This is a genomic window from Pseudomonas sp. Irchel s3a12 (assembly GCF_900187485.1).
GTDB classification, from domain to species: domain Bacteria; phylum Pseudomonadota; class Gammaproteobacteria; order Pseudomonadales; family Pseudomonadaceae; genus Aquipseudomonas; species Aquipseudomonas neuropathica.
This window is the reverse complement of sequence record NZ_FYDN01000009.1, coordinates 197,636-216,678: the sequence shown is the minus strand read 5'-3', so window position 1 is coordinate 216,678 and position 19,043 is coordinate 197,636. Positions and strand designations below refer to the sequence as shown.

Sequence of the window (19,043 nt, the reverse complement as noted above, 5' to 3'; positions counted from 1 at the left end):
TTAAAACGATGTCATCTCAAGACTAGGCGATGGCATCCGAATAGTGTGTATCCATGAATGAAGATGGCACGATCTGCGCAGTACCGCCATGTCCCCGTTGGACGCTGAAAAGATGAAAAGGAGCCCCAGCATAGCTAAATCCGCGGTAGAGGCGATAATGCGCCGGCCGGTTTTTTCAGTTAGCCCTTTTGTCGCTCAAGGAAGTCATTTGTGATGTTCGAGATTCAGCCGATGGATGCCGCCACTTTTCGCCAGCAGACCCGCCGCAGCACGATCATCATCGCCGTGCTGTTCCTGGTGCTGGCGATGTTGTTTTCCAGCGTGGCGGTGGCGCTGTTCGGCGAGCCTGGCGGCGATAACCTGCGCTTCAATGTCGGCGGCGTGTTTGTGGCGTTTCTGCTGACCGCAGCGTTACTGCGCGGGCGCTTCTGGAATCAGAGCTGGATGGCGCCAGCGGTGTACAGCTGGCGGCTCAAGCGCAATCTGATGAGCATCACCAACGTCATGCATCAGGTCACTGCAGCCGTGGAGCAGAATGATCCGACGGCCATGAAGGTTCTGCGCTTTTACCATCTCGGGTTAACGCAAATGCACGAACTGGACGGCAACTCCAGTGATCACGGGCAACTGTGGCGGGAAGTTGAAACGCACAAGGAGCGGATGCAGGCGCTGGGACTCGATACCGAGCAGACGCGCCTGGATCCGGCCTGGCTGGAGGCGTTGAAGCCAACTTCGCGCTGAAACGTCCGCAGTATAAGTTTCAGCCAAAGATCATTGAGCGATGAGTGCCTGCACCGGCGCGGGCCCCATCGCCAACTGCTAGCGCTACTGAACCGGCAGCCAATGCCGCATCTCCGCAGGCAAATACGCCGGCGACGCTGGTTTGTTGTGTCGCGTCAGTCTGAATAAACGGCCCCATCGGGCCATCCTCGAATGTACATCCCAATTGTTCAGCCAGCGGGCTGGCCATGCGTGTGCGCGGCATGGCAAACAGGCCTGCAACGGCGATGACCTGACCATCGCTGAGCACCACGTCCGCACGCTCGCCACGGATGTGACTGACCGGCCGGGTTTCCAGAATTACACCGCGGCGATCCAGTTCCGCCAATTGTTCGGCATCCGGCTCGAAGACACCGTTGGTGAAGAACGTGGTCGGACCCCAATCCGGCAGTAGCAGGGCGTGATGAATCGACATGGGTGACGTCGCCAATACGCCGATCGCGCCTTGATTCAGTTCATAACCGTGGCAGTAGGGGCAATGGAAAACACTTTGGCCCCAGCGTTGCCTGAGACCGTCGATGTCCGGCAACTCGTCGATGACGCCCGAGGCCAGGATCAGTCGCTTGGCGCTGAGCCATTGGCCGCTCTCTGTGCGCAAATCGAATCCGCTGTCAGTCCGAGTCGCTTCAACTGCTGTATCCGTTAGCCATTGCACGCTGGGGTAAGCCAGTAATTGTGCGCGTGCTTCGTCAGCAATTTGCTCCGGAGCACGTCCATCCTGGCCGAGGAAACCGTGGGATGTTTCGGCAAAACGGTTGCGTCGCAGGCCCGAATCCAGCACCAGCACATTGCGTCGGGCGCGGGCCAGTTGCAGGCCGGCGGACAGCCCGGCATAGCTGCCGCCAACGATGATGACGTCGTACACCATGAGCGAATCTCCTCTTGAGTTTTCAAGGCACACCGTAAGTTACGAGAAATATTGCTGTCAATAGTCTCGTAACTTCAGACCTTGCAAGCGATACTCGGCGCATCTTCTCAAAGGCTTGAAAAAAGGATCATCGATGAGAAACGACACGCGGTTATCGCGCATGCTCCATGTGTTGATTCACATGGCCCGCCATGAAAAGCGCGCGACCTCGGAAACCATCGCCGGCATGCTTGGCACCAACCCGGTAGTGGTGCGGCGCACCATGGGTTTGCTCAAGGAGCAGGGTTTTGTGACGTCAGAGAAGGGCCATCAGGGCGGCTGGGCGCTGGCCAAACCGCTGGCGCAGATCACCCTGCTGGATATCCACCAAGCGTTGGGCACGCAGTCGATTTTTTCCATCGGTTTGTCGACGGATCACCCGGAGTGTCTGGTCGAGCAAGCGGTGAACGCCGCACTGACCCGAACCTTCGATGAGGCGCAGGCGCTGTTGCTGGCGCGGTTGGGCGGCATCTCCCTGGCGGACCTGGCAGCGGATTTCGAGGCCCGCTTCAAGTCAGTCGGCGAGGATAATTAAAGCGGCGAAGCGGCGCGACGATGTTTCCATGAGCGAATTGCCCGCCCGTACACCAGCAGGTTGACCGCCAGCACCACGCTGCCGAGCGCCAGTTGAATCTGCGGGGTGAGCCCGGCCGGATAGATGATCGGCCAGATGTAATGCTCGATGAAGCCGCCGGCATATTCGGTCTGCCCGGCGGCGTGGCGCATGAGATTTTCCCAGTAAGTCAGCGGGCAGGTCAGATGCAGCACTTCGACCGCCACGCCCCAAGCAGCGGCCGGCAAATGCAGCCACATCACCCGTGGCCATTTGAGGACCAGCAGCCCGCCAAACAGCACGAACAGAATGAAGGACAAATGAAACAGCACCAGCCCGTCGGCTGCGATTCGGTACAGCATGTCGTCTCCCTGACGCGATTATGAATGGCGCTATGTTACGCCGCTCAGGGCATTAAAGGTCAGTGCGAAAGTCAGCGAATTACGCGCGCATCCGGCCGATTTCCCACAAGTGCGCAAGATTGTTCAAGCCAGAAAAGCGAAATGGCTGGCACAGTCTTCGACCGTTTTCCTGGTTGAAGAACGTTTATGTCTGATGCACTTATGCCGCGCAGTGCGTTCCTTTGCGGCGCTGCGGCGATCATGCCGTTGTCTCTGGCCACCGCGCCTTGGGGGCTGCTGGCCGGTTCCATGGCGATCGAAGCCAACCTAACGCCGCTGCAAGGGCAGGGCTTGTCGAGCATTGTGTTTGCCGGCGCGGCGCAATTGGTCGCGATCGGTATGCTCAAGGGCGGGGCGGGTATTTTTTCGATTCTGTTGACCACGCTGCTGCTGACTTCACAGCACTTACTGTATGGCATGAGCATGCGTTCGGTGATTTCGCCACTGCCGGGGCGCTGGCGCATCGGTCTGGGCTTTTTGCTCACCGACGAGTTGTTTGCACTGACCAGTCAACATGATCGTCAACAATTCAATCGCTGGTATGCGCTCGGCGTCGGCCTGACGTTCTACATCGCCTGGAACCTGTTCACCCTCGCCGGCATTGTCCTTGGCAGCAGCATTCCGGGGCTTGAGCACCTGGGGCTGGACTTCTCGATTGCCGCCACCTTCATTGCCCTGATTACACCGGTAGTGCGCAACGTGCCGACGGTGGTTTGCGTGGCAGTGTCGCTGTTTTGTTCGGTGTTGTTCAGTTACTGGCAATGGGGCTCGGCGCTGGTGTTGTCCGGTCTGGCCGGGATGACGGCAGGGTTTATCTGCAACAAGCTGTATCGGGAGCGCACATGATGGTTTGGGCGGTGATTTTCGGCATGGGGATTCTGGTGTTTCTCAATCGCTACGTGTTTCTTGAACCGCGTTTGCCGGTGCGCTTGAGTAGTAATGCGCGGCAGTTTCTCGGTTTTGCAGTACCGGGGATGCTCACCGCGATCTGCGGGCCGATTGTCTTCATGCCGGACAAACAGCTGAATCTGCAGTGGGACAATCCGTACCTGCTTAGTTCGCTGGTAGCGATCGCTCTGGTGATTTACACGCGCAGTACTTTGCTCAGTATGTTGTTGAGCATGGCGTTCTTCTTTTTGCTGCGGTGGTGGTTGTAAGTTGTGCGTTTGAAACTGTTCTACGCTTCAAGGATGACGGGTAACTGATGACGGGAGGTGTACATGACGACTGAGCCAAAGCAGCCAGAGACGGATGACCAAGACACGGGTCAACCGACGCAAGAAGAAATAGAGCGGGAGAAACACAACGAACAGACCTGGAAGCGCGATGAATCCACAGAGCTTTCAAATCCAGACCGCAAGTTTTGAAGATTTTTACGAAAAAGCCCCGCACATGCGGGGCTTTTTTTGGGTTCAGAGATCGTCCAGCTGCGTGAAATCGGGGTGTGAAGCCCGATATCCCAATGTTCGGTCGATCCATGCGTTCAGCTCGTTGACCATCACCGGCGCGTGGCCGGGATACCCTTCGAGGGCGGTGCGCAGGATGCGTTCGATATCGGGAACGGCACGCAGGTTTCGGGTCTTGATGTAGTGGCCGATAAAACAGTCGAATTCAAAGCGTTCTGTCATGGACAGATAAATACACTCCAGGCCGCTGACCTGTTTGATTGCAAAATCGTCGCGCAACTTATTTCTCTGCAAGGCTTGTAGACGTTGTGGGGATTCCTGGTTTGTTGACTCTTTGGTCAACTGGTATACCAATCGGAAAGGCGGCGCGCATGCTAGCCGTAGTGCATCTAAATGTATGTATGACGGTTGAAATGTCAGACAGGCGGTTTGTTCACTCGAACGTGTGTTTTATTTGCAGCGTTTCAAAGATGAAACAGAGTTTGTAACGGCAGTGATTCGCCTTTATGAGTCGCTGAAGGTTGCAATAGTTTTATTCTTCTAACGCTGCGTCAAAAGATCGCAGCCTTCGGCAGCTCCTACATGGATAGACGCGTCAAGGCGGTAAATGTTTAAGTCTCCTCGATAATCAAACTGGCCCCCTGATTGCGCACGTTACCGACGGCTTTACCGACTTTGTACCACTCGAACACTTCACTGCCTTCACCTTCGAACAACAGCATTTGCTCGGCGCGTTCAACGGGTGTCGCGGGGTCGAGCCATTCGCGCACCAACTCTGCGCGGAACACCACCGGTCGGCGATCGTGGATATCGAGCATGCCGCCGGCGGCATCGGCGGTGATGATCACGAAACCGTCGTCGTCTCGGGCCGCTGTTTCGGCTGTCGGAAATTGGCCAATGGCAGCGCAGAAAACCGCCCCATGATCCGCCCGACGAATCAGCCACGGTTGTCGGGATTTGTCTTCGCTATCAACCCATTCAAACCAGTTGTCCACGGGCACAATCAAGCGATGTCGCCAGATCGCCCGGAAGAACGGTCCGTGGGCGACTTTCTATACCCGGGCATTAATCGGTGGTGGGCGATCCTTGGCCCAATGCGGGCGCCAGCCCCAGCGCAGATTGTCGGCTTGCAGGTGTTGCTCTTGTTGATGCAGGACGGCCAGCGCGGTGGTCGGCGCCGCGTTATAGCGATCAAGCGGCGCATCGCCAACGTGGTTGATCAACGCGTCGGGAATGCTCAGCACCGCGACAAAGTCGTGAATGCCACGGTACTGCGAGAGTCTTCCGCACATGGGCCGATCTCCGGTTGGAGTTTTCAGCTTAGTCGCTGGCGCTCTGACCGGTGAATGTGTCGCGCCAGTTCAACCAGCGGCGTTCGAGCATGGCGAGCAGGCCGTCGCTGAATTTACCGAGCAAGGCGAGCACGATGATCGCGGCCAGCACGATGTCCGGCCGCGAGGTTTCCCGGCCGTCACTGAGCAGATAACCCAAGCCTTTGGTGGCCGCGATCAGTTCCGCTGCCACGAGAAACATCCACGCCAGACTCATGCCGCTGCGCAACCCGGTGAACAGGCCGGGCAGGGCGGCCGGCAGCAATATTCGTCGCACCAGTTGCAAGCGGCTGAAGCCATAGATGCGGCCGACTTCCACCAGTTTGCGGTCAATGTTGCGTATGGCCGCGACGACGTTGACGTACACCGGAAAGAACGCACCAATGGCGATCAAGACAATTTTCGAGGTCTCGTCGATGCCCAGCCACAACAACAGCAGTGGCACCCAGGCCAGGCTCGGGATTGAACGCAGGGCGGCGAAAGTCGGTTCCAGATAGGCCTCGGCTTCGCGGCTCAAACCGACCCAGGCGGCAAACACCAGCGCCAGACTGGCGCCAATGGCAAAGCCCAGCAGCACGCGTATCAGGCTGGCGCCGATGTGTTTCCACAGTGCACCCTCAGCGAGGTCGGTGAGGGTCAGAGCAATCTCGCTCGGTGCCGGCATCTGGTAGGACGGCAGCCACCCGATGCGTACGATAATTTCCAGCGCAACGATGATCAGCAGCGGCAGGGCCAGGCCCTTGCAGCGGCGCTGCCATGTCGGATTTAAACGCGCAGGACGCTGGCGCGGTACGGCAAGTGGCGCGGGCAAGTCTTTGCTGTGAGTGGTCATGGTTTTTGGCTCCGCTCACAACAAATCCGCGACGGGCGCGGATTTGTCCTGAGGCTGATCGGTTACTGGCGGGCGACGGCTTGCTGCACACCGCTGTCGAGCAATTGATCGATGACTTGATCGACATTCACCCCACGGCGCACCAGTTCCTCGGAGACCAGAATCGGCGCCGCTGCCTTGGAGGCACTAATGTCCTGTTGGGTCAGTTGCGGGCTGCTCAGATCGGTACGCGACAGTTGCAACTTGGCTACGTCCAGCGGCAAGTCGGACTCCTTGGCGAGGAGGGCGGCGAACTCATCAGGATTTTTCAGCGCCCAGTCGCGGGCCTGTTCGTAGGCTTTGATCACGGTTTCGATAGTCTGCGGATGTTCTTTGGCGTATTGCTCAGTGACGCTGACCACGCCGTAGCTGTTGAACGCCGGGTTGCGGTAGAGCAGGCGCGAACCGGCCTGCACCTGACTGGCGGCCATGTGGGGATCAAGGCCGGCCCAGGCGTCGACATCGCCTTTTTCCAGCGCGGTGCGGCCATCTGGATGTTGCAGATGAACCAGTTCCACATCGTCTTTTTTGAGTCCGGCCTGTTGCAGGCTGCGTAGGGTGAACAGGTACGGGTCGGTGCCCTTTGTGGCGGCGATCTTCTTGCCCTTGAGGTCGGCGACGGTCTGATATGGCGAATCCTTGCGCACCACCAGCGCTGTCCATTCGGCGCGGCTGTAGACGTAGACCGATTTGATCGGGCTGCCATTGGCCCGGCTTAGCACGGCGGCGAGGCTGGCGCTGGAGGCGAAATCCACGCCCCCACTGTTCAGGTATTCCAGCGAGCGGTTGCTGCCCTGGCTCAATACCCAACTGACTTTGGTTTGCGGCAAGGCCTTTTCGAGGAAGCCGAAGTGCTTAAGCACCAGGCTGACTGGCGAGTAATAGGCGTAGTCGAGATGCACTTCAGCCGGCGCGGTTTCAGCCGCGTGGGCGAGCGGTTGCAGGCTCAGCACCATGGCGCTGGCAGCCAGCAGGGTTTTGAGTCGGGGAAAGAACGATGTCATGGGGGCGCTCCGGCAAAGGCACAGGTTTCTTATGTCCAAAAAGATATTTTTATCGAATGCTTCCTGCATGAATGGAATATTGCAGGCTCTGTGCCATGTGCTTGAGAGCGCCGGTTTATAAGGGTTTTAACGCCAGGTGCAGGATTTCAGCTGTTGCGTGGGAAACAGTGTGGTTCGCAACTGTTGCCAAGCAAACAGCAAGTATCAACCGTGATGAGCTTATGCATTTATCGAATTTCAAAACCGCGAATCAACAGCGTTATGGTCTATGTAATTACTTTCGCAGGACTCGCCATGAAGCTTTCTCGTTTCCTCGGCAGTGGGTTAATCACTGCATTATTTACCTCGCCGCTTTCCTACGCAGCCGAGCCCTTGGTCCTGCACGTCGGCGATCAGAACTACTACAACATCCGTGCCTCGGTGGAGGCGTCCGGCGTGTTGAAAGATGCGCCTTATACCGTCGACTGGAAGCACTTCCAGGCCGCTGCACCCTTGGCGGAAGCCTTGCAAACCGGTTCGCTGGATCTGGGCTTTCTGGGCGATTCCGGTTTTCTGTTTCTGGCTGCCAAGCAGGCGCCGGTGAAACTGATTGGCGTATCGCGGCAGAATCCGGACACCATCGCGTTACTCGTGCCAAAGGATTCGCCGGTAAAAACCATCGCTGATCTGAAGGGCAAGAAAGTCGCTTATTGGCCTGGCGCCTGGAGTCAGCAGTTGACCTTGCGCGCCCTGGAGCAGGGCGGTCTGCCGGAAAACTACGTCGATTTCGTCAAGCTGATGCCGATCGATGCCGCCGCAGCGTTGCCACAGGGCAGTATTGACGCTTTCCCGGTGTGGGAACCGTACATTTCCCAGCAGATCGTATTTTCCGGCGCGCGGCCGATCCTGACCGCAAAAAATCTGATGCCGGGGCTCAGTGCAATCGCGGCATCCACGCCGTCGATTGACAGCAAACGTGCAGCCATCGCGGATTTTCTCGGGCGCTTGAAGCAGGCGCGGGCCTGGGTCGACAGCCACACGCATGAATACGCTGATCTGTGGGCGAAGAAAGCCAATCTCGATCAGCAGGTCTCGCGCCACTGGTTGCGTCAGGCGCACATGACTGTGGGACCTGTAGACGAGCAGGCGGCTTCAGACCTGCAAAGTACTGCTGATTTCCTGTTCAAAGTGAAAGCGCTGCCGGCTCCGTTGGCCTCCGCTGACATTATCGACACGTCTTTTCAACAGGCATTGGCTCACTGAGCGAGCGCCGGAACCAAACCCTGTATACCTTATCCAACCTCCGCTCGCGTATCGGAGCGCAGGGATGGATAAGGGCGAGGGAGTTTTGCCAATCGACAACATGACGGCCGTCGCCGTGCTCAAGGCAAAACATGACATCCGGATTCAAACTTCTTTGTGCTGCGCTGATTGCGCTTGGGCTGGCCGGTTGCATCGCCGCCCCGATAGAAATGACTGCGCAAACCGAAACGCGCCTGAAGACCCAGGCGCCGGTGCGTTTTCTGTTGACGTTCGACGATGGCCCCAGCGCTTCGAGTTTGTGGAATCCGTCGGCCACAGTGCTCGACAGTCTCAAGGACAATCCGCTGCAGCCAGACATCAAAGCGGTGTTCTTTGTGCAGACGCGTGCGCCACGAGCGGGCAACAGTGACATTGGTCGCAGCATCATGCGTCGTGAACATGATGAGGGGCACATTCTCGCGTTTCACACCGCGACCCACTGGCACACCAATCATCGTTTGCTCGACCCGCAAGAACTCGAAGAGTCGCTGACCAACGGCACGGCTGATATCGCTGCCATCACTGGCGCGCCGCCGAAGTTGCTGCGCCCGCCGTTCTGGAATTACGACAAACGTACCTTTGCCGCCTATCAGCAGCACGGCTTGCATGTGTTGCTCACGGATTTAAGTGCCAACGACGGCAAGATCTGGGGCTTCAATGCCAGCCCGAGGCGCCGGGCCAACCTATTGCGGCAGTTATCGGAAGTCCGTGAACGGATTGCCCTTGGCGAGCTGCCGACTGTGGACGGGGTGATTCCGGTGGTGGTGACGTTCCATGATCTCAACCGCTATACCGCGCGGCACACGCGCGAATACCTGCAGATTCTGCTCGATAGCGCCGCTGCCACGGGCGTGAAGCTGGCTGACAAGCCTTTCTACGATGATCACGCTGAACTTGAGAAAGCGGCATTGGCTCGTACGGTGGAAAAAAGCTCGGAGCCGGTGAGTTTGCCGGGGATGTGGAACTGGATATGGGATCACGACGCGCACTGAGGGCGGGGTGGAAAGTTGTGATCGGGTTGGCATTTTGTATCGGGCAAGCCACAACTGGCTCATCTATGCTCAACGAGTCGACCGACCAACGCCTGCGAGGCGTGCACTCATGCTTGCCATTAACGATATTTGCCGGATTGTCGAATCCGGCTTTCCTGCGTTCAAGTGCGAGTGCATTCCGAATTCGCAGGGCCTGCTGCAGATCAAGGTTTATGAGGCTGACAGCGAGCGCGTCGAATTGCTGCTCACTGGCGTTTCCCCGGAACACCTCGTCACGATCCGTGACATTTCCAACTTCATCGGTGAATTACGCACCGAAATGAGCGCTGGCCGTCGAGCCTTCGCGGGCTAACACCTCATAAACGCCGTTGAAACGCTTCAACGATGCGCAGCGTCGCCTCGCTGGTGTGCAGATTGCGCACCGCGTCCAGTGGGTGCCAGATGCAATCGGTGATCTCGTTCTGGGGGCGCACTTGCTCAAAGTCCGGCACGGACGCCTCGTAGACATGGTGCCGCGTGCTGCCGCTATGCAGTTCCATCAGGTACAACACATCGTCGGCGGCAAGGCCGGTTTCTTCCTGCAATTCGCGCACGGCTGCCTCTGCCCGGGTTTCGCCGGGCTCGACCTTGCCGCCGGGCAATGTCCAGCGGCAGTGGGGTTTGCGTACCAGGAGAACGTGGCGATCCTGTTCGCATATAACGGTTGAGCGTACTTTCATCTGTTACCTGTTTACTGCTTGTCACGAGATAGTAATAAAACTGCAATATTTGAGCCGGGGCCAGCAACAAAGGTTTCATTGGAGTTTGGAGCGTTTGCGGCGGGGAAAAGTGCCAGAGCCATGACGGATACGGCTTGCGACACCCGGTCGGCATTTCGGGCGGATCAGGGTGTAAGGTAAAAGCGTGAAGCTGGATCTGACCGTTAGCGAAATGGAGGTGTCCATGAGCATGCCGATGTTGAACAAGATGCACATGAACGGCTATGACGTGCTAAGCGTGAACAATGGCCCATGGCGGGTTTGCACCCAGGGCGATCGGCTGGCGTCGTTTGGCAGCCAGGAGGAAGCACTGGCCTATGCCGCCGCACTGCCTGGCTACAAAAAACGCTCGACGCGCGCGCAAAGTCACAAAACCCACTGACAGGCAGGCTGTAACGAAAGAGCCCCGGCATGTGTCGAGGCTTTTGTTTAGGGTAGGGCGGGTGGGTCTCAGTGGACCTTGGTTCGGCTGATGGCGCGGGCTTTCACTTCCTTGGCATAGAGTTGCAGCCGTTCCTCATCGCTTTGCAGTACCTCACAGGATCTCAGCACGCTTTGCGCATCTGCCTCGTTACCGGATTTGCGCAGTTGTTCTGCGATACGTTTGAGGTCGACCGCCGACCATCTCAAGTCCGATGCAACGCTTTGCAGGTCGCGTTGAAGTTCGTGTTCATATTCATTGAGCCGCATGATCACCTCCAGAACATTCTCGGTAGAAAAGAGTAGTCGCATTTTTCGTCGATGGGCAAAGCCTGTTCGTCAGCACGCTGAACGGTTGTGAAAAGTTGCGCAGATTGCGCCAAGGGCGCGGTGCCACGATGGATGTAGCGCCGCTTACACGCTACATTCACTTTTTTCAGATCAGGAATACACCATGCGGATATGGATCGGGAGTCTGGCGTTGACCCTGTTGGCAGGTTGCTCGTTGCCGGCATCGCTGGTGCCGGGTGAGCCGAATATCAGCAAGACCAGCGCCAAGTCGCCCAAGGACTATGCTGCGTGTTTATTACCGTTGTGGCAGAAGGATGTGGCCAAGACTTCGCAGACATCGATTTCCAACGGCTTCCGCATCACCGCGCCGAGCATCATCACGGCGGACGAGATTCTCGACATCGTCAAGTACAAGGATGGCAGTCGGGTTTCGCTGTATCAGGGGCCTCCGTGGGCCAAGTCCGGGTCGTTGCGCCAATCGGTGCGTGACTGCCTGTAACCACGCCTGCAGGCGGTGTGCATCGAGCGCCGGCCATCAATGGCCAATCCGGACGCATCGCCTTCAACCATCCCGCTCTCTGAGCGGGTTTTTTTTGCCCGCGAGAAGGGCTATGACTAAAACTCATTGCCCCATGATTTTTAATGGTTACGGCCGGCTCCAGTCCCGGTGTTAAAAAATCGCAAACACAGCTCATCAATAACAACCAGAGAGCGTTTGCAGCCATGTCCCATTTCTCCCGCCGCAACTCACCGCGCCCGTTATTGACCACACACGCCACTCGGCCCGTGTGAGCTATCGAACATCCCTCGTATCGCACAAGAGTAATGACTGATGAAAGAACTCGACCTGTACATCGGTGAAGGTTTCGAAGGCCCGGGCGTGAACGCCGCGCACATCAATATTCTGATTGGCCCGCGTAACGGCCCGGCCGGGCAGGCGTTCGCCAACAGCCTCGCGTCGCCGAGCCAGGGGCACTGCCCGTTCATGGTGATTGCGCAGCCGAACATCCCGGTCAAACCGATGACCTTGTACGTGAATAAAGCCGCGATCAGCAGCGACCTGCACGGCAACGCCACGTGGGGCGCCTCGCAGGCCGGGATCGCCAAAGCCGTGCTCGAAGCGCTGCTCGACGGCACGCTGCCGCCGGAAGCCGAAGACGAATGGGCAATCGTCACCGCCAATTGGGTCAACCCGGCGTGCGACGACCTCGATGCGGTGTACCTGAACAACTACAACGCCTGCCGCACCGCGATCCGCGCGGCACTGACCGGCAAGCCGGAAACCGCGCAACTGAAAGACGTCGTTGCGCACATCAGCAATCCTTTCTACACGCCAAAAGCCTGAGGTCGACGCCATGCAATACATCCGTTTGGGCAACTCCGGCCTGCAGGTTTCGCGTCTGTGCCTGGGCACCATGAACATGGGCACGCCGGACTGGAAACCGTGGATCTTCAATGAAAAGCAGAGTGAGCCGATCGTCGCGCACGCACTGGACAACGGCGTGAACTTCATTGACCTCGCCGACTTCTATTCCGCCGGTGTCGGCGAAGAGGTGGTGGGTCGCATCGTCAAGCGTCTGGCCCGTCGCGAAGATCTGGTGATCACCACCAAAGTCGGTTACGGCACCCGCAGCGGCATCAACGCCAGCGGCCATTCGCGCAAGCACATCATGGACAGCATCGATGCCTCGCTGAAGCGTCTGGACATGGATTACGTCGACGTCTTCATGCTGCATTACTTCGATGTGAACACCCCGGTCGAAGAAACCATGGGCGCCTTGAATGACATCGTGCGCTCCGGCAAGGCCCGTTACATCGGCGTTTCGACCATGCTCACCGGGCAACTGGCGAAGATCCTCATGGCCTGCGAGCGCAATGGTTGGGTCAAACCGATCAACATGCAGCTGCAACTGAACTGCGCTTACCGCGAAGAAGAGCGCGAAATGATTCCGTTCTGTCGCGATCAGGGCATCGGCGTATCGGTGTTCAGTCCTTTGGCGCGTGGTCTGTTGACCGGTGACGTGCAGTCGACCCGCAACCAGACCGACTTTTTCACTCAGCAGATGTACAGCGACGAAGCCTCGTTCGAAATCGCCCACTCGGTGCAGCGCGTAGCCCGAGCTCGCGGTGTGTCGAATGCGCAGATCGCCCAGGCTTGGGTGGCGAACCATCCGGGCGTTGATTGCATGCTGGTCGGCGCCGACACCACCGCGCAATTCGACAGCGCATTGGCCGCACTTGAAACCAGGCTCGACGCTGATGAATTGCATGAGCTGGAACGCAATTACACCCCGTGCGACGTGATCAACGATTACACCGCCGGCAAACGCATCCTCCGCTCGGCGCGTCCGGGGCTTGAGCGTTTCACTCTGCAGGGAGCGGTGGCATGAGCGATTTGATCCGTCACGGCAACTTCATCGATGGCCAGTGGGGGCAGGGCGGCGCGACCTATCCGGTGCGCAATCCGGCCAACGGCGAGCTGATCACTGAGGTGCAGAAGGCTGGCGCCGAAGAGACCAACCTGGCCATCGACGCCGCCCACCGCGCACTGCCGGCGTGGCGCAAATTGACCGCGAAGGAACGCAGTCAACGCCTCAAGCGCTGGAGCGAATTGATGCTCGCCAACCAGAAGGATCTGGCCACGCTGCTCAGTCGTGAACAAGGCAAGCCGCTGGCCGAGGCCATGGGCGAAGTGGTTTACGCGGCGAGTTTTCTTGAGTGGTTCGGCGAGGAAGCCAAGCGGGCCTACGGCGATGTGATCCCGAGCCACAAGGCCGATGCGCGAATCATCGTGGTCAAGGAAGCCATTGGTGTGGTCGCGGCGATCACCCCGTGGAATTTCCCGTTGGCGATGGTCACTCGCAAGGTCGGGCCGGCGCTGGCGGCGGGTTGCACGATGATTCTCAAACCATCGGAAGAGACGCCGCTGTCGGCCTTTGCCTTGGCCGTGTTGGCCGAACAGGCGGGGATTCCGGCCGGTGTCTTCAACATTGTGTCCGGCGATGCCGTCGCCATCGGTGGCGCGCTGCAGGCATCGAGCATCGTGCGCAAATTGTCCTTCACCGGCTCTACTCGCACCGGCAAGTTGCTCATGCGTCAGGCCGCCGACACCTTGAAAAAGGTCTCGCTGGAACTGGGTGGCAACGCGCCGTTCATTGTCTTCGACGATGCTGATCTGGATGCCGCAGTCAAAGGCGCAATGGCCTCGAAATTCCGCAATACCGGGCAGACTTGCGTGTGCGTGAATCGCTTCTTTATTCAGGGCGGCGTCTACGAAGCCTTCACCGGCAAGCTTGCGGAAGCGGTGGCGGCGATGCGCGTCGGCAGTGCACTGGACGGTGACACCGAACAAGGTCCACTGATCAACAGCGCGGCGCTGGCCAAGGTGGAAAGCCATGTCAGCGATGCCCTGGAGAAGGGCGCGAGACTGTTGTGCGGCGGCCGTCGCCACGCCTTGGGCGGCACGTTCTACGAGCCGACCATCCTCACCGAAGTTAACGGCGACATGCTGATTGCCCAGGACGAAACCTTCGGTCCGGTGGCAGCGTGCTTCCGCTTCAAGGACGAGGCCGAAGTGCTGAAACGCGCCAATGACACGCCTTTCGGGTTGTCGGCGTATTTCTACAGCCGCGACATCGGCCGGGTCTGGCGTATGGCTGAAGGCCTGGAGGCGGGCATGGTCGGGATCAACGAAGGGATCATCTCCACGGAAGTGGCACCGTTCGGCGGAATCAAGGAATCGGGCCTCGGCCGCGAAGGTTCGAAGTACGGTCTGGATGACTATCTGGAGGCCAAATACCTGTTGATGGGTGGTCTCTGATTCCCCGAAAACAACAATCTTTGTGGGCGCTGAGCCTGCTCGCGAAGACGGTCTATCAGTGGAAAGTAATGTGACTGACATGCCGCCTTCGCGAGCAAGCTCGGCTCCCACAAAAAGCAAAAGCAAGAGCAATCGGTTTCTCCGTCAATAACAACAATTGGAGACGAACATGTCCGCTCAACCCATAAAAATCGATGACCTGCCGATCGGCCGGTTTCACATCAAGATCGCCGGCCTGACCTTCGGCGCGCACTTCACCGACGGCTACATTCTCGGCCTGATCGGTATCGCGTTCACCTTGCTCAGTCCGCAGATGCAGCTGGATGCGTTCTGGCAAGGCTTGATCGGCGCGTCGGCGTTGATCGGGCTGTTTCTCGGCAGTCTGTTTTTCGGCTGGATCTCCGACAAGGTCGGCCGCCAGAAAATCTTTCTGGTCAGTTTTGTGCTGATCACCGTGGCCTCGGTGATGCAGTTTTATGTCGAAACAGCGATGAGTCTGTTTCTTTGCCGAGTGCTGATCGGCATCGGCTTGGGCGGCGACTTCAGCGTCGGCCACGCGATGCTGGCCGAGTTCTCGCCGAAAAAACATCGCGGCGTTTTGCTCGGTTCTTTCAGCGTGATCTGGACCTTCGGTTACGTTGCCGCAACCTTCGTTGGCACGGCGATGCTCAGCCTTGGTGATGATGCCTGGCGCTGGATGCTGGCATCGTCGGCGATTCCGGCGGCGTTGATCCTGATCGCGCGCATCGGCACGCCGGAATCACCGCGCTGGCTGGTCAATCAGGGACGCATCGCCGAGGCGCGGGCGATCGTCAAAAAACACTTGGGCGATAACGTCGAACTCGACGAAACCCGCTCTACGGAAACCCGTTCCGGGTATGCGGTGCTGTTCAGCCGTGAGTACCGCAAGCGCACCGCGTTCAACTGCCTGTTCTTCGTGTGCATCGTGATGCCGTACTTTGCGATCTACACGTTCCTGCCGTCGATTTTGCAGAAGATGGGCCTGGCCGAAGGATTTGGTACCGAGTTGATGTTGAACATGCTGCTGATCCTCGGCGCGCTGATCGGTATCTGGTGCACGATCAAATTCACCCGGCGTGGATTCCTCATCCACTCGTTCATCATTCTCGCGGCGGCGCTGTTTCTGCTGGCGGTACTGCCGGGCAGCGCGGCGTGGCTGATGGTGCTGGTGTTTGGTCTGTTTACGTTGGTGTTGTCGGCGGTGAGCAATCTGGTCGGGGTGTTCCCGGCGGAGAGCTTTCCGACCGAGGTTCGCGCCAGCGGTATCGGGCTGGCGACGGCAGTGAGTCGCTTGGGGTCGGCCGTCAGTACGTTCCTGCTGCCGGTGAGTGTGGCCGGGATCGGATTGAGCCCGACGATGGGCATTCTCGCGGCGATTCTGGCGATTGGTGCATGGCTGTCGTGGGCGTGGGCGCCGGAGACCAAGTCGCTGACGTTGAGTCAGGCGTGCAAGGCGCAGACCACGGTGGAGGGGAGTTCGATTGTGGTGAGCAAAGTCGTCACGCCGATTTGATGTGCAAGGCTTAAAACCTCCCCCCCTCACCCCAGCCCTCTCCCCAGAGGGGCGAGGGGAAAGGGGGCCGATCTTTGTGGCTTTCAACGTTTGCGTTCGACTCGAGATTTCAGATCGGTGTCCCCCATACATTCACCCCGACCAGCTCTCTCTTCCTTTGTGGGGCGAGGGGGAAAGGGGGCAGATCTATGTAGTATTCAGAATCTACGTCCGACTCGATATTTCAGGTTGCCGCACTTCGCACATTCACCACCGTCAGTTCCCTCTCCCTCCGGGAGAGGGCTAGGGTGAGGGGCTCTTTCAGGGATTGCTCACCAGGCTCAGCCAATCGGTGAACAGCTTCACTTTCGACAGGCCTTGCTTGTCATTCGCCACATCCAGCCAATACCCATACGGGCCGATCACTTCAATCGGAGTGATCGGCACCAGGCTGCCGTTGGCCAACTCCTTCTCGATCATCTGCCGATCAATCACCGCCAGTCCGCCACCCGCCAGTGCGGTGTGAATCACCTGATCCAGCGTGCTGAATTCCAAGCCTTGTCCCGCATCGATATCCTCTCGCCCCATCGCCGCCAACCAGTTCTCCCAGACCTTCAGACGCTTGCCGTCATGCAGAATGTGCAACAACGGAAACTCGTGCAGGTCTGGCGCTTGATCGCCGTTAAACAGCTCCGGACTGGCCACCGCAATATGCCGTTCCATGACCAATAACTGACTGGCGCAGTGGGTTGACGCGGCGAGGCCAAAACGAATGTGGCAATCGATGTCCGCGAGGCTGTCGTGACTGGCCTGATTGGTCACGCTGAGGCTGATATCGGGGTAGCGCTGGCAGAACGCGCGCAGGTGTGGCGACAGCCAGCGTGTCGCCCAGGTCGGTGGGGCGAGTACGCGCAGGCGCTGGCGCAGATTGGGCACGCGTACCGCTTGCAGGGCGCGTTCCATATGGTCGAAGGCTTCGGCCAGATGCGGTTTGAGATTGCTGCCGGCTTCGGTCAACGAGAGGCCTTGCGGGGTGCGCACGAACAGCGCGACGCCGAGGTAGTCTTCGAGTTGTTTGATCTGGCGACTGACTGCGCCCTGGGTGACGTTAAGGCCGAGTGCGGCCTGGCTGAAGCTGCGATGACGCGCGACTTCTTCGAACACGCGCAGGGTGTTGAGGGAGGGCAGTTGACGCATGGAGGCAGAACCCCGGATCGAGCGTTTGGCTCGGTTTGTTTTTGTAGGTTTTGTTTGTAGGGGGTATCTGACTATTGGTGAGGGTTTGATGCAAGTGGAGTTTGTGCGGGCGCCTTCGCGAGCAGGCTCGCTCCTACCCTGGAATGCAATTCCAATGTGGGAGCGAGCCTGCTCGCGAAAGCTATCTCATCGGCGCAATCATGTCGGGATCAGAAGTAGTAACCAACGTTCACATACAACTGGTTCTCCCACTGATCCAGCCCACCCGCAGCCAGACTCTGGGTGTAACTGCTGCCGCCAATGTACGGATCATTCCGGCCAAACAACCACTCGGCCGCGACCCACAATTTGCTCACCGAAAACGAGCTGCCGAGGATCATCCGCTCTGACGTCTTGTAGCCGCTGGCGGATTTGTCGAAGGCGCTGTAGTTGGCGTAAAGCTTGACCCCGCTGACCTGATCAAAGAGGTATTTGCCTCCGACGTCATAGCTCAGGTCGGCCACGTACAGATTGCCGCGACTGGCGACGTTGTAGGTGCCGTCGTAGCCGCCGAGGGTGACCACTTCATCACTGCCGGGATTGCGCGGCGACATCTGTTGCCGCGCCGCTTGCAGTTGCACGCCCCAAGGCCCGTTCTTGCCCAGATAGTGGATGGCCACGGCGTTGCGCCGGCCATCGCTGTGGGTGTCGCGGTTTTGCAGGCTGGAAGTCAGGCCGGAGACGCCGACCTCGGACTTCCACGGGCCCAGATCGAGTGCCTTGGCCACGCGCAGCACCAGGGTGTTGCGCTCCTGATTGTCGCTGCCGTCAGCCACGTAACTGTCGGCCTCGGAGACGATGCTGGAGTAGCTCACGCCATTGCTGGTGCCTTTGCCTTGCCACGCCGGGCGCAGGTAGTAACCGGCCTGGACGTTCCAGTCGCCACTTTGCTGGATGTACTTGGCGCCGACCTGTTGCACGTCTTCGAGGCCGATAACGTTGCCAAGGGTTTCGTAGAAGGTGCTGCCGAAGTACGGCTGCAAGCCGAACGGCACGGTGTTCAGGCCGACCTGCACTTGCTGATCGGGATTGAATTTGTAGCCGACCCACGCGAACTTGGCGAACTGGATGTCGCCGTAGTTTTTCGTGTACTGGTAGGGATACGAACGACCGTAAAAGCGGTACTGCGCTTCACCGATCCAGCTGTCGGAATTGTACTTGGCACTGAGGAATACCGTGTCGAGGCCGAACTTCTGAATGTCGCGATCCGGGTCCAGGTCCCAGCGCGCACGAATGGCGCCGCCCAGATCAAGATTGTCGGTGACCTGCACAGCCATCGCCGGAGCGGCAATGCTGCAGAACAGGACGATGGACGTGGTGCGCAAGCGAAAGGAAGCAGAGAAGGGCATGGAGCGGCTCTCGATTGTTTTTATTAGAGATGCCGCGCAGTTTTGCCATCCGCTGGTGGTTGAACAAACGATAAAAACGGTGAGTAAACCTGCGTCGAATGCATGTTACTCGGAAATTCCTGTAGGACAG

General features: G+C 58.5%; 23 protein-coding genes and 1 pseudogene. 14 read left to right on the top strand and 10 right to left on the bottom strand.

What is annotated here, in order from left to right:
• Positions 1-213 precede the first annotated feature (213 nt).
• A complete protein-coding gene (locus CKW14_RS17020) occupies positions 214-741 on the top strand; it encodes a DUF3087 domain-containing protein (RefSeq protein ID WP_095050009.1) in 528 nt (175 codons plus the stop codon).
• Positions 742-760: 19 nt separating this feature from the next.
• On the opposite strand, the gene CKW14_RS17015 is transcribed toward CKW14_RS17020, so the two are convergent.
• Entirely contained in the window at positions 761-1,648 is an 888-nt protein-coding gene (locus CKW14_RS17015) for an NAD(P)/FAD-dependent oxidoreductase (protein WP_095050010.1), read from the bottom strand.
• A 133-nt stretch (positions 1,649-1,781) separates the two neighbouring features.
• On the opposite strand from CKW14_RS17015, the gene CKW14_RS17010 reads away from it, so the two are divergent.
• Positions 1,782-2,222, top strand: coding sequence for an Rrf2 family transcriptional regulator (locus CKW14_RS17010; protein ID WP_095125726.1), 441 nt, complete (start codon positions 1,782-1,784; stop codon positions 2,220-2,222).
• Here the strand turns inward: CKW14_RS17010 and CKW14_RS17005 are convergent.
• The gene (locus CKW14_RS17005; RefSeq protein WP_095125725.1) at positions 2,219-2,602 is read right to left on the bottom strand and encodes a DUF2784 domain-containing protein; all 384 of its coding nucleotides are present in this window, start codon (positions 2,600-2,602) and stop codon (positions 2,219-2,221) included. The genes CKW14_RS17010 and CKW14_RS17005 overlap by 4 nt on opposite strands.
• Before the next feature lie 186 nt (positions 2,603-2,788).
• Between CKW14_RS17005 and CKW14_RS17000 the strand changes: the two genes are divergently transcribed.
• The 3 genes from CKW14_RS17000 (at position 2,789) to CKW14_RS29990 (ending at position 4,008) form a co-directional block, all read left to right on the top strand.
• Positions 2,789-3,487: an AzlC family ABC transporter permease gene (locus tag CKW14_RS17000; protein ID WP_095125724.1), complete on the top strand. Its 699-nt coding sequence runs from the start codon at positions 2,789-2,791 to the stop codon at positions 3,485-3,487.
• Entirely contained in the window at positions 3,487-3,798 is a 312-nt protein-coding gene (locus CKW14_RS16995; RefSeq protein WP_174244501.1) for an AzlD domain-containing protein, read from the top strand. The genes CKW14_RS17000 and CKW14_RS16995 overlap by 1 nt, the downstream gene beginning before the upstream one ends.
• Positions 3,799-3,861: 63 nt before the next feature.
• Positions 3,862-4,008, top strand: a complete 147-nt coding sequence (locus CKW14_RS29990; RefSeq protein ID WP_176471299.1) for a hypothetical protein — start codon at positions 3,862-3,864, stop codon at positions 4,006-4,008.
• A gap of 45 nt (positions 4,009-4,053) precedes the next feature.
• Here the strand turns inward: CKW14_RS29990 and CKW14_RS16990 are convergent, their stop codons facing one another.
• The 4 genes and pseudogenes from CKW14_RS16990 to CKW14_RS16975 form a co-directional block, all read right to left on the bottom strand.
• The gene (locus CKW14_RS16990; protein ID WP_095125723.1) at positions 4,054-4,326 is read right to left on the bottom strand and encodes a hypothetical protein; all 273 of its coding nucleotides are present in this window, start codon (positions 4,324-4,326) and stop codon (positions 4,054-4,056) included.
• A gap of 332 nt (positions 4,327-4,658) precedes the next feature.
• Positions 4,659-5,339: pseudogene (locus CKW14_RS16985) on the bottom strand (SOS response-associated peptidase).
• A 28-nt stretch (positions 5,340-5,367) separates the two neighbouring features.
• Positions 5,368-6,210, bottom strand: coding sequence for an ABC transporter permease (locus CKW14_RS16980; RefSeq protein WP_095125722.1), 843 nt, complete (start codon positions 6,208-6,210; stop codon positions 5,368-5,370).
• Positions 6,211-6,272: 62 nt separating this feature from the next.
• Complete coding sequence (locus CKW14_RS16975; protein WP_095125721.1) at positions 6,273-7,253, bottom strand: aliphatic sulfonate ABC transporter substrate-binding protein; 981 nt, start codon at positions 7,251-7,253, stop codon at positions 6,273-6,275.
• A gap of 294 nt (positions 7,254-7,547) precedes the next feature.
• Here CKW14_RS16975 and CKW14_RS16970 point away from each other — a divergent pair, with 294 nt between their 5' ends.
• From CKW14_RS16970 to CKW14_RS16960, 3 genes are all read left to right on the top strand, one after another.
• Positions 7,548-8,495, top strand: coding sequence for an ABC transporter substrate-binding protein (locus CKW14_RS16970; RefSeq protein WP_095125720.1), 948 nt, complete (start codon positions 7,548-7,550; stop codon positions 8,493-8,495).
• Positions 8,496-8,626: 131 nt separating this feature from the next.
• On the top strand, positions 8,627-9,526 hold the full coding sequence (locus CKW14_RS16965) for a polysaccharide deacetylase family protein (RefSeq protein WP_095125719.1): 900 nt from the start codon (positions 8,627-8,629) through the stop codon (positions 9,524-9,526).
• 109 nt (positions 9,527-9,635) lie between these two features.
• Complete coding sequence (locus tag CKW14_RS16960; RefSeq protein ID WP_095125718.1) at positions 9,636-9,878, top strand: DUF1652 domain-containing protein; 243 nt, start codon at positions 9,636-9,638, stop codon at positions 9,876-9,878.
• A 4-nt stretch (positions 9,879-9,882) separates the two neighbouring features.
• Here CKW14_RS16960 and CKW14_RS16955 read toward each other — a convergent pair whose 3' ends face one another.
• Positions 9,883-10,245, bottom strand: a complete 363-nt coding sequence (locus CKW14_RS16955) for an NUDIX hydrolase (protein WP_095125717.1) — start codon at positions 10,243-10,245, stop codon at positions 9,883-9,885.
• Positions 10,246-10,468: 223 nt separating this feature from the next.
• On the opposite strand from CKW14_RS16955, the gene CKW14_RS16950 reads away from it, so the two are divergent.
• On the top strand, positions 10,469-10,666 hold the full coding sequence (locus tag CKW14_RS16950; protein ID WP_095050021.1) for a DUF2188 domain-containing protein: 198 nt from the start codon (positions 10,469-10,471) through the stop codon (positions 10,664-10,666).
• Positions 10,667-10,734: 68 nt separating this feature from the next.
• On the opposite strand, the gene CKW14_RS16945 is transcribed toward CKW14_RS16950, so the two are convergent.
• The gene (locus CKW14_RS16945; protein WP_016983018.1) at positions 10,735-10,974 is read right to left on the bottom strand and encodes a hypothetical protein; all 240 of its coding nucleotides are present in this window, start codon (positions 10,972-10,974) and stop codon (positions 10,735-10,737) included.
• A 184-nt stretch (positions 10,975-11,158) separates the two neighbouring features.
• Between CKW14_RS16945 and CKW14_RS16940 the strand changes: the two genes are divergently transcribed.
• The 5 genes from CKW14_RS16940 to CKW14_RS16920 all read left to right on the top strand — a co-directional run bounded on the left by CKW14_RS16940 (position 11,159) and on the right by CKW14_RS16920 (position 16,349).
• A complete protein-coding gene (locus CKW14_RS16940; RefSeq protein ID WP_095125716.1) occupies positions 11,159-11,494 on the top strand; it encodes a hypothetical protein in 336 nt (111 codons plus the stop codon).
• 333 nt (positions 11,495-11,827) lie between these two features.
• Positions 11,828-12,340: a formaldehyde-activating enzyme gene (gene fae, locus CKW14_RS16935; protein WP_093437400.1), complete on the top strand. Its 513-nt coding sequence runs from the start codon at positions 11,828-11,830 to the stop codon at positions 12,338-12,340.
• 10 nt (positions 12,341-12,350) lie between these two features.
• Positions 12,351-13,385, top strand: coding sequence for an aldo/keto reductase (locus CKW14_RS16930; RefSeq protein WP_093437404.1), 1,035 nt, complete (start codon positions 12,351-12,353; stop codon positions 13,383-13,385).
• Complete coding sequence (locus CKW14_RS16925; protein WP_095125715.1) at positions 13,382-14,815, top strand: NAD-dependent succinate-semialdehyde dehydrogenase; 1,434 nt, start codon at positions 13,382-13,384, stop codon at positions 14,813-14,815. Before CKW14_RS16930 ends, CKW14_RS16925 begins: the two co-directional genes overlap by 4 nt.
• 169 nt (positions 14,816-14,984) lie before the next feature.
• The gene (locus CKW14_RS16920) at positions 14,985-16,349 is read left to right on the top strand and encodes an MFS transporter (protein WP_095125714.1); all 1,365 of its coding nucleotides are present in this window, start codon (positions 14,985-14,987) and stop codon (positions 16,347-16,349) included.
• A 300-nt stretch (positions 16,350-16,649) separates the two neighbouring features.
• Here the strand turns inward: CKW14_RS16920 and CKW14_RS16915 are convergent, their stop codons facing one another.
• Both CKW14_RS16915 and CKW14_RS16910 read right to left on the bottom strand, forming a co-directional pair.
• Entirely contained in the window at positions 16,650-17,525 is an 876-nt protein-coding gene (locus CKW14_RS16915) for a LysR substrate-binding domain-containing protein (protein WP_093437416.1), read from the bottom strand.
• A 209-nt stretch (positions 17,526-17,734) separates the two neighbouring features.
• Positions 17,735-18,913 (bottom strand): hypothetical protein, encoded by a 1,179-nt coding sequence (locus tag CKW14_RS16910; RefSeq protein WP_095050027.1) that lies wholly within the window; start codon positions 18,911-18,913, stop codon positions 17,735-17,737.
• Positions 18,914-19,043 lie beyond the last annotated feature (130 nt).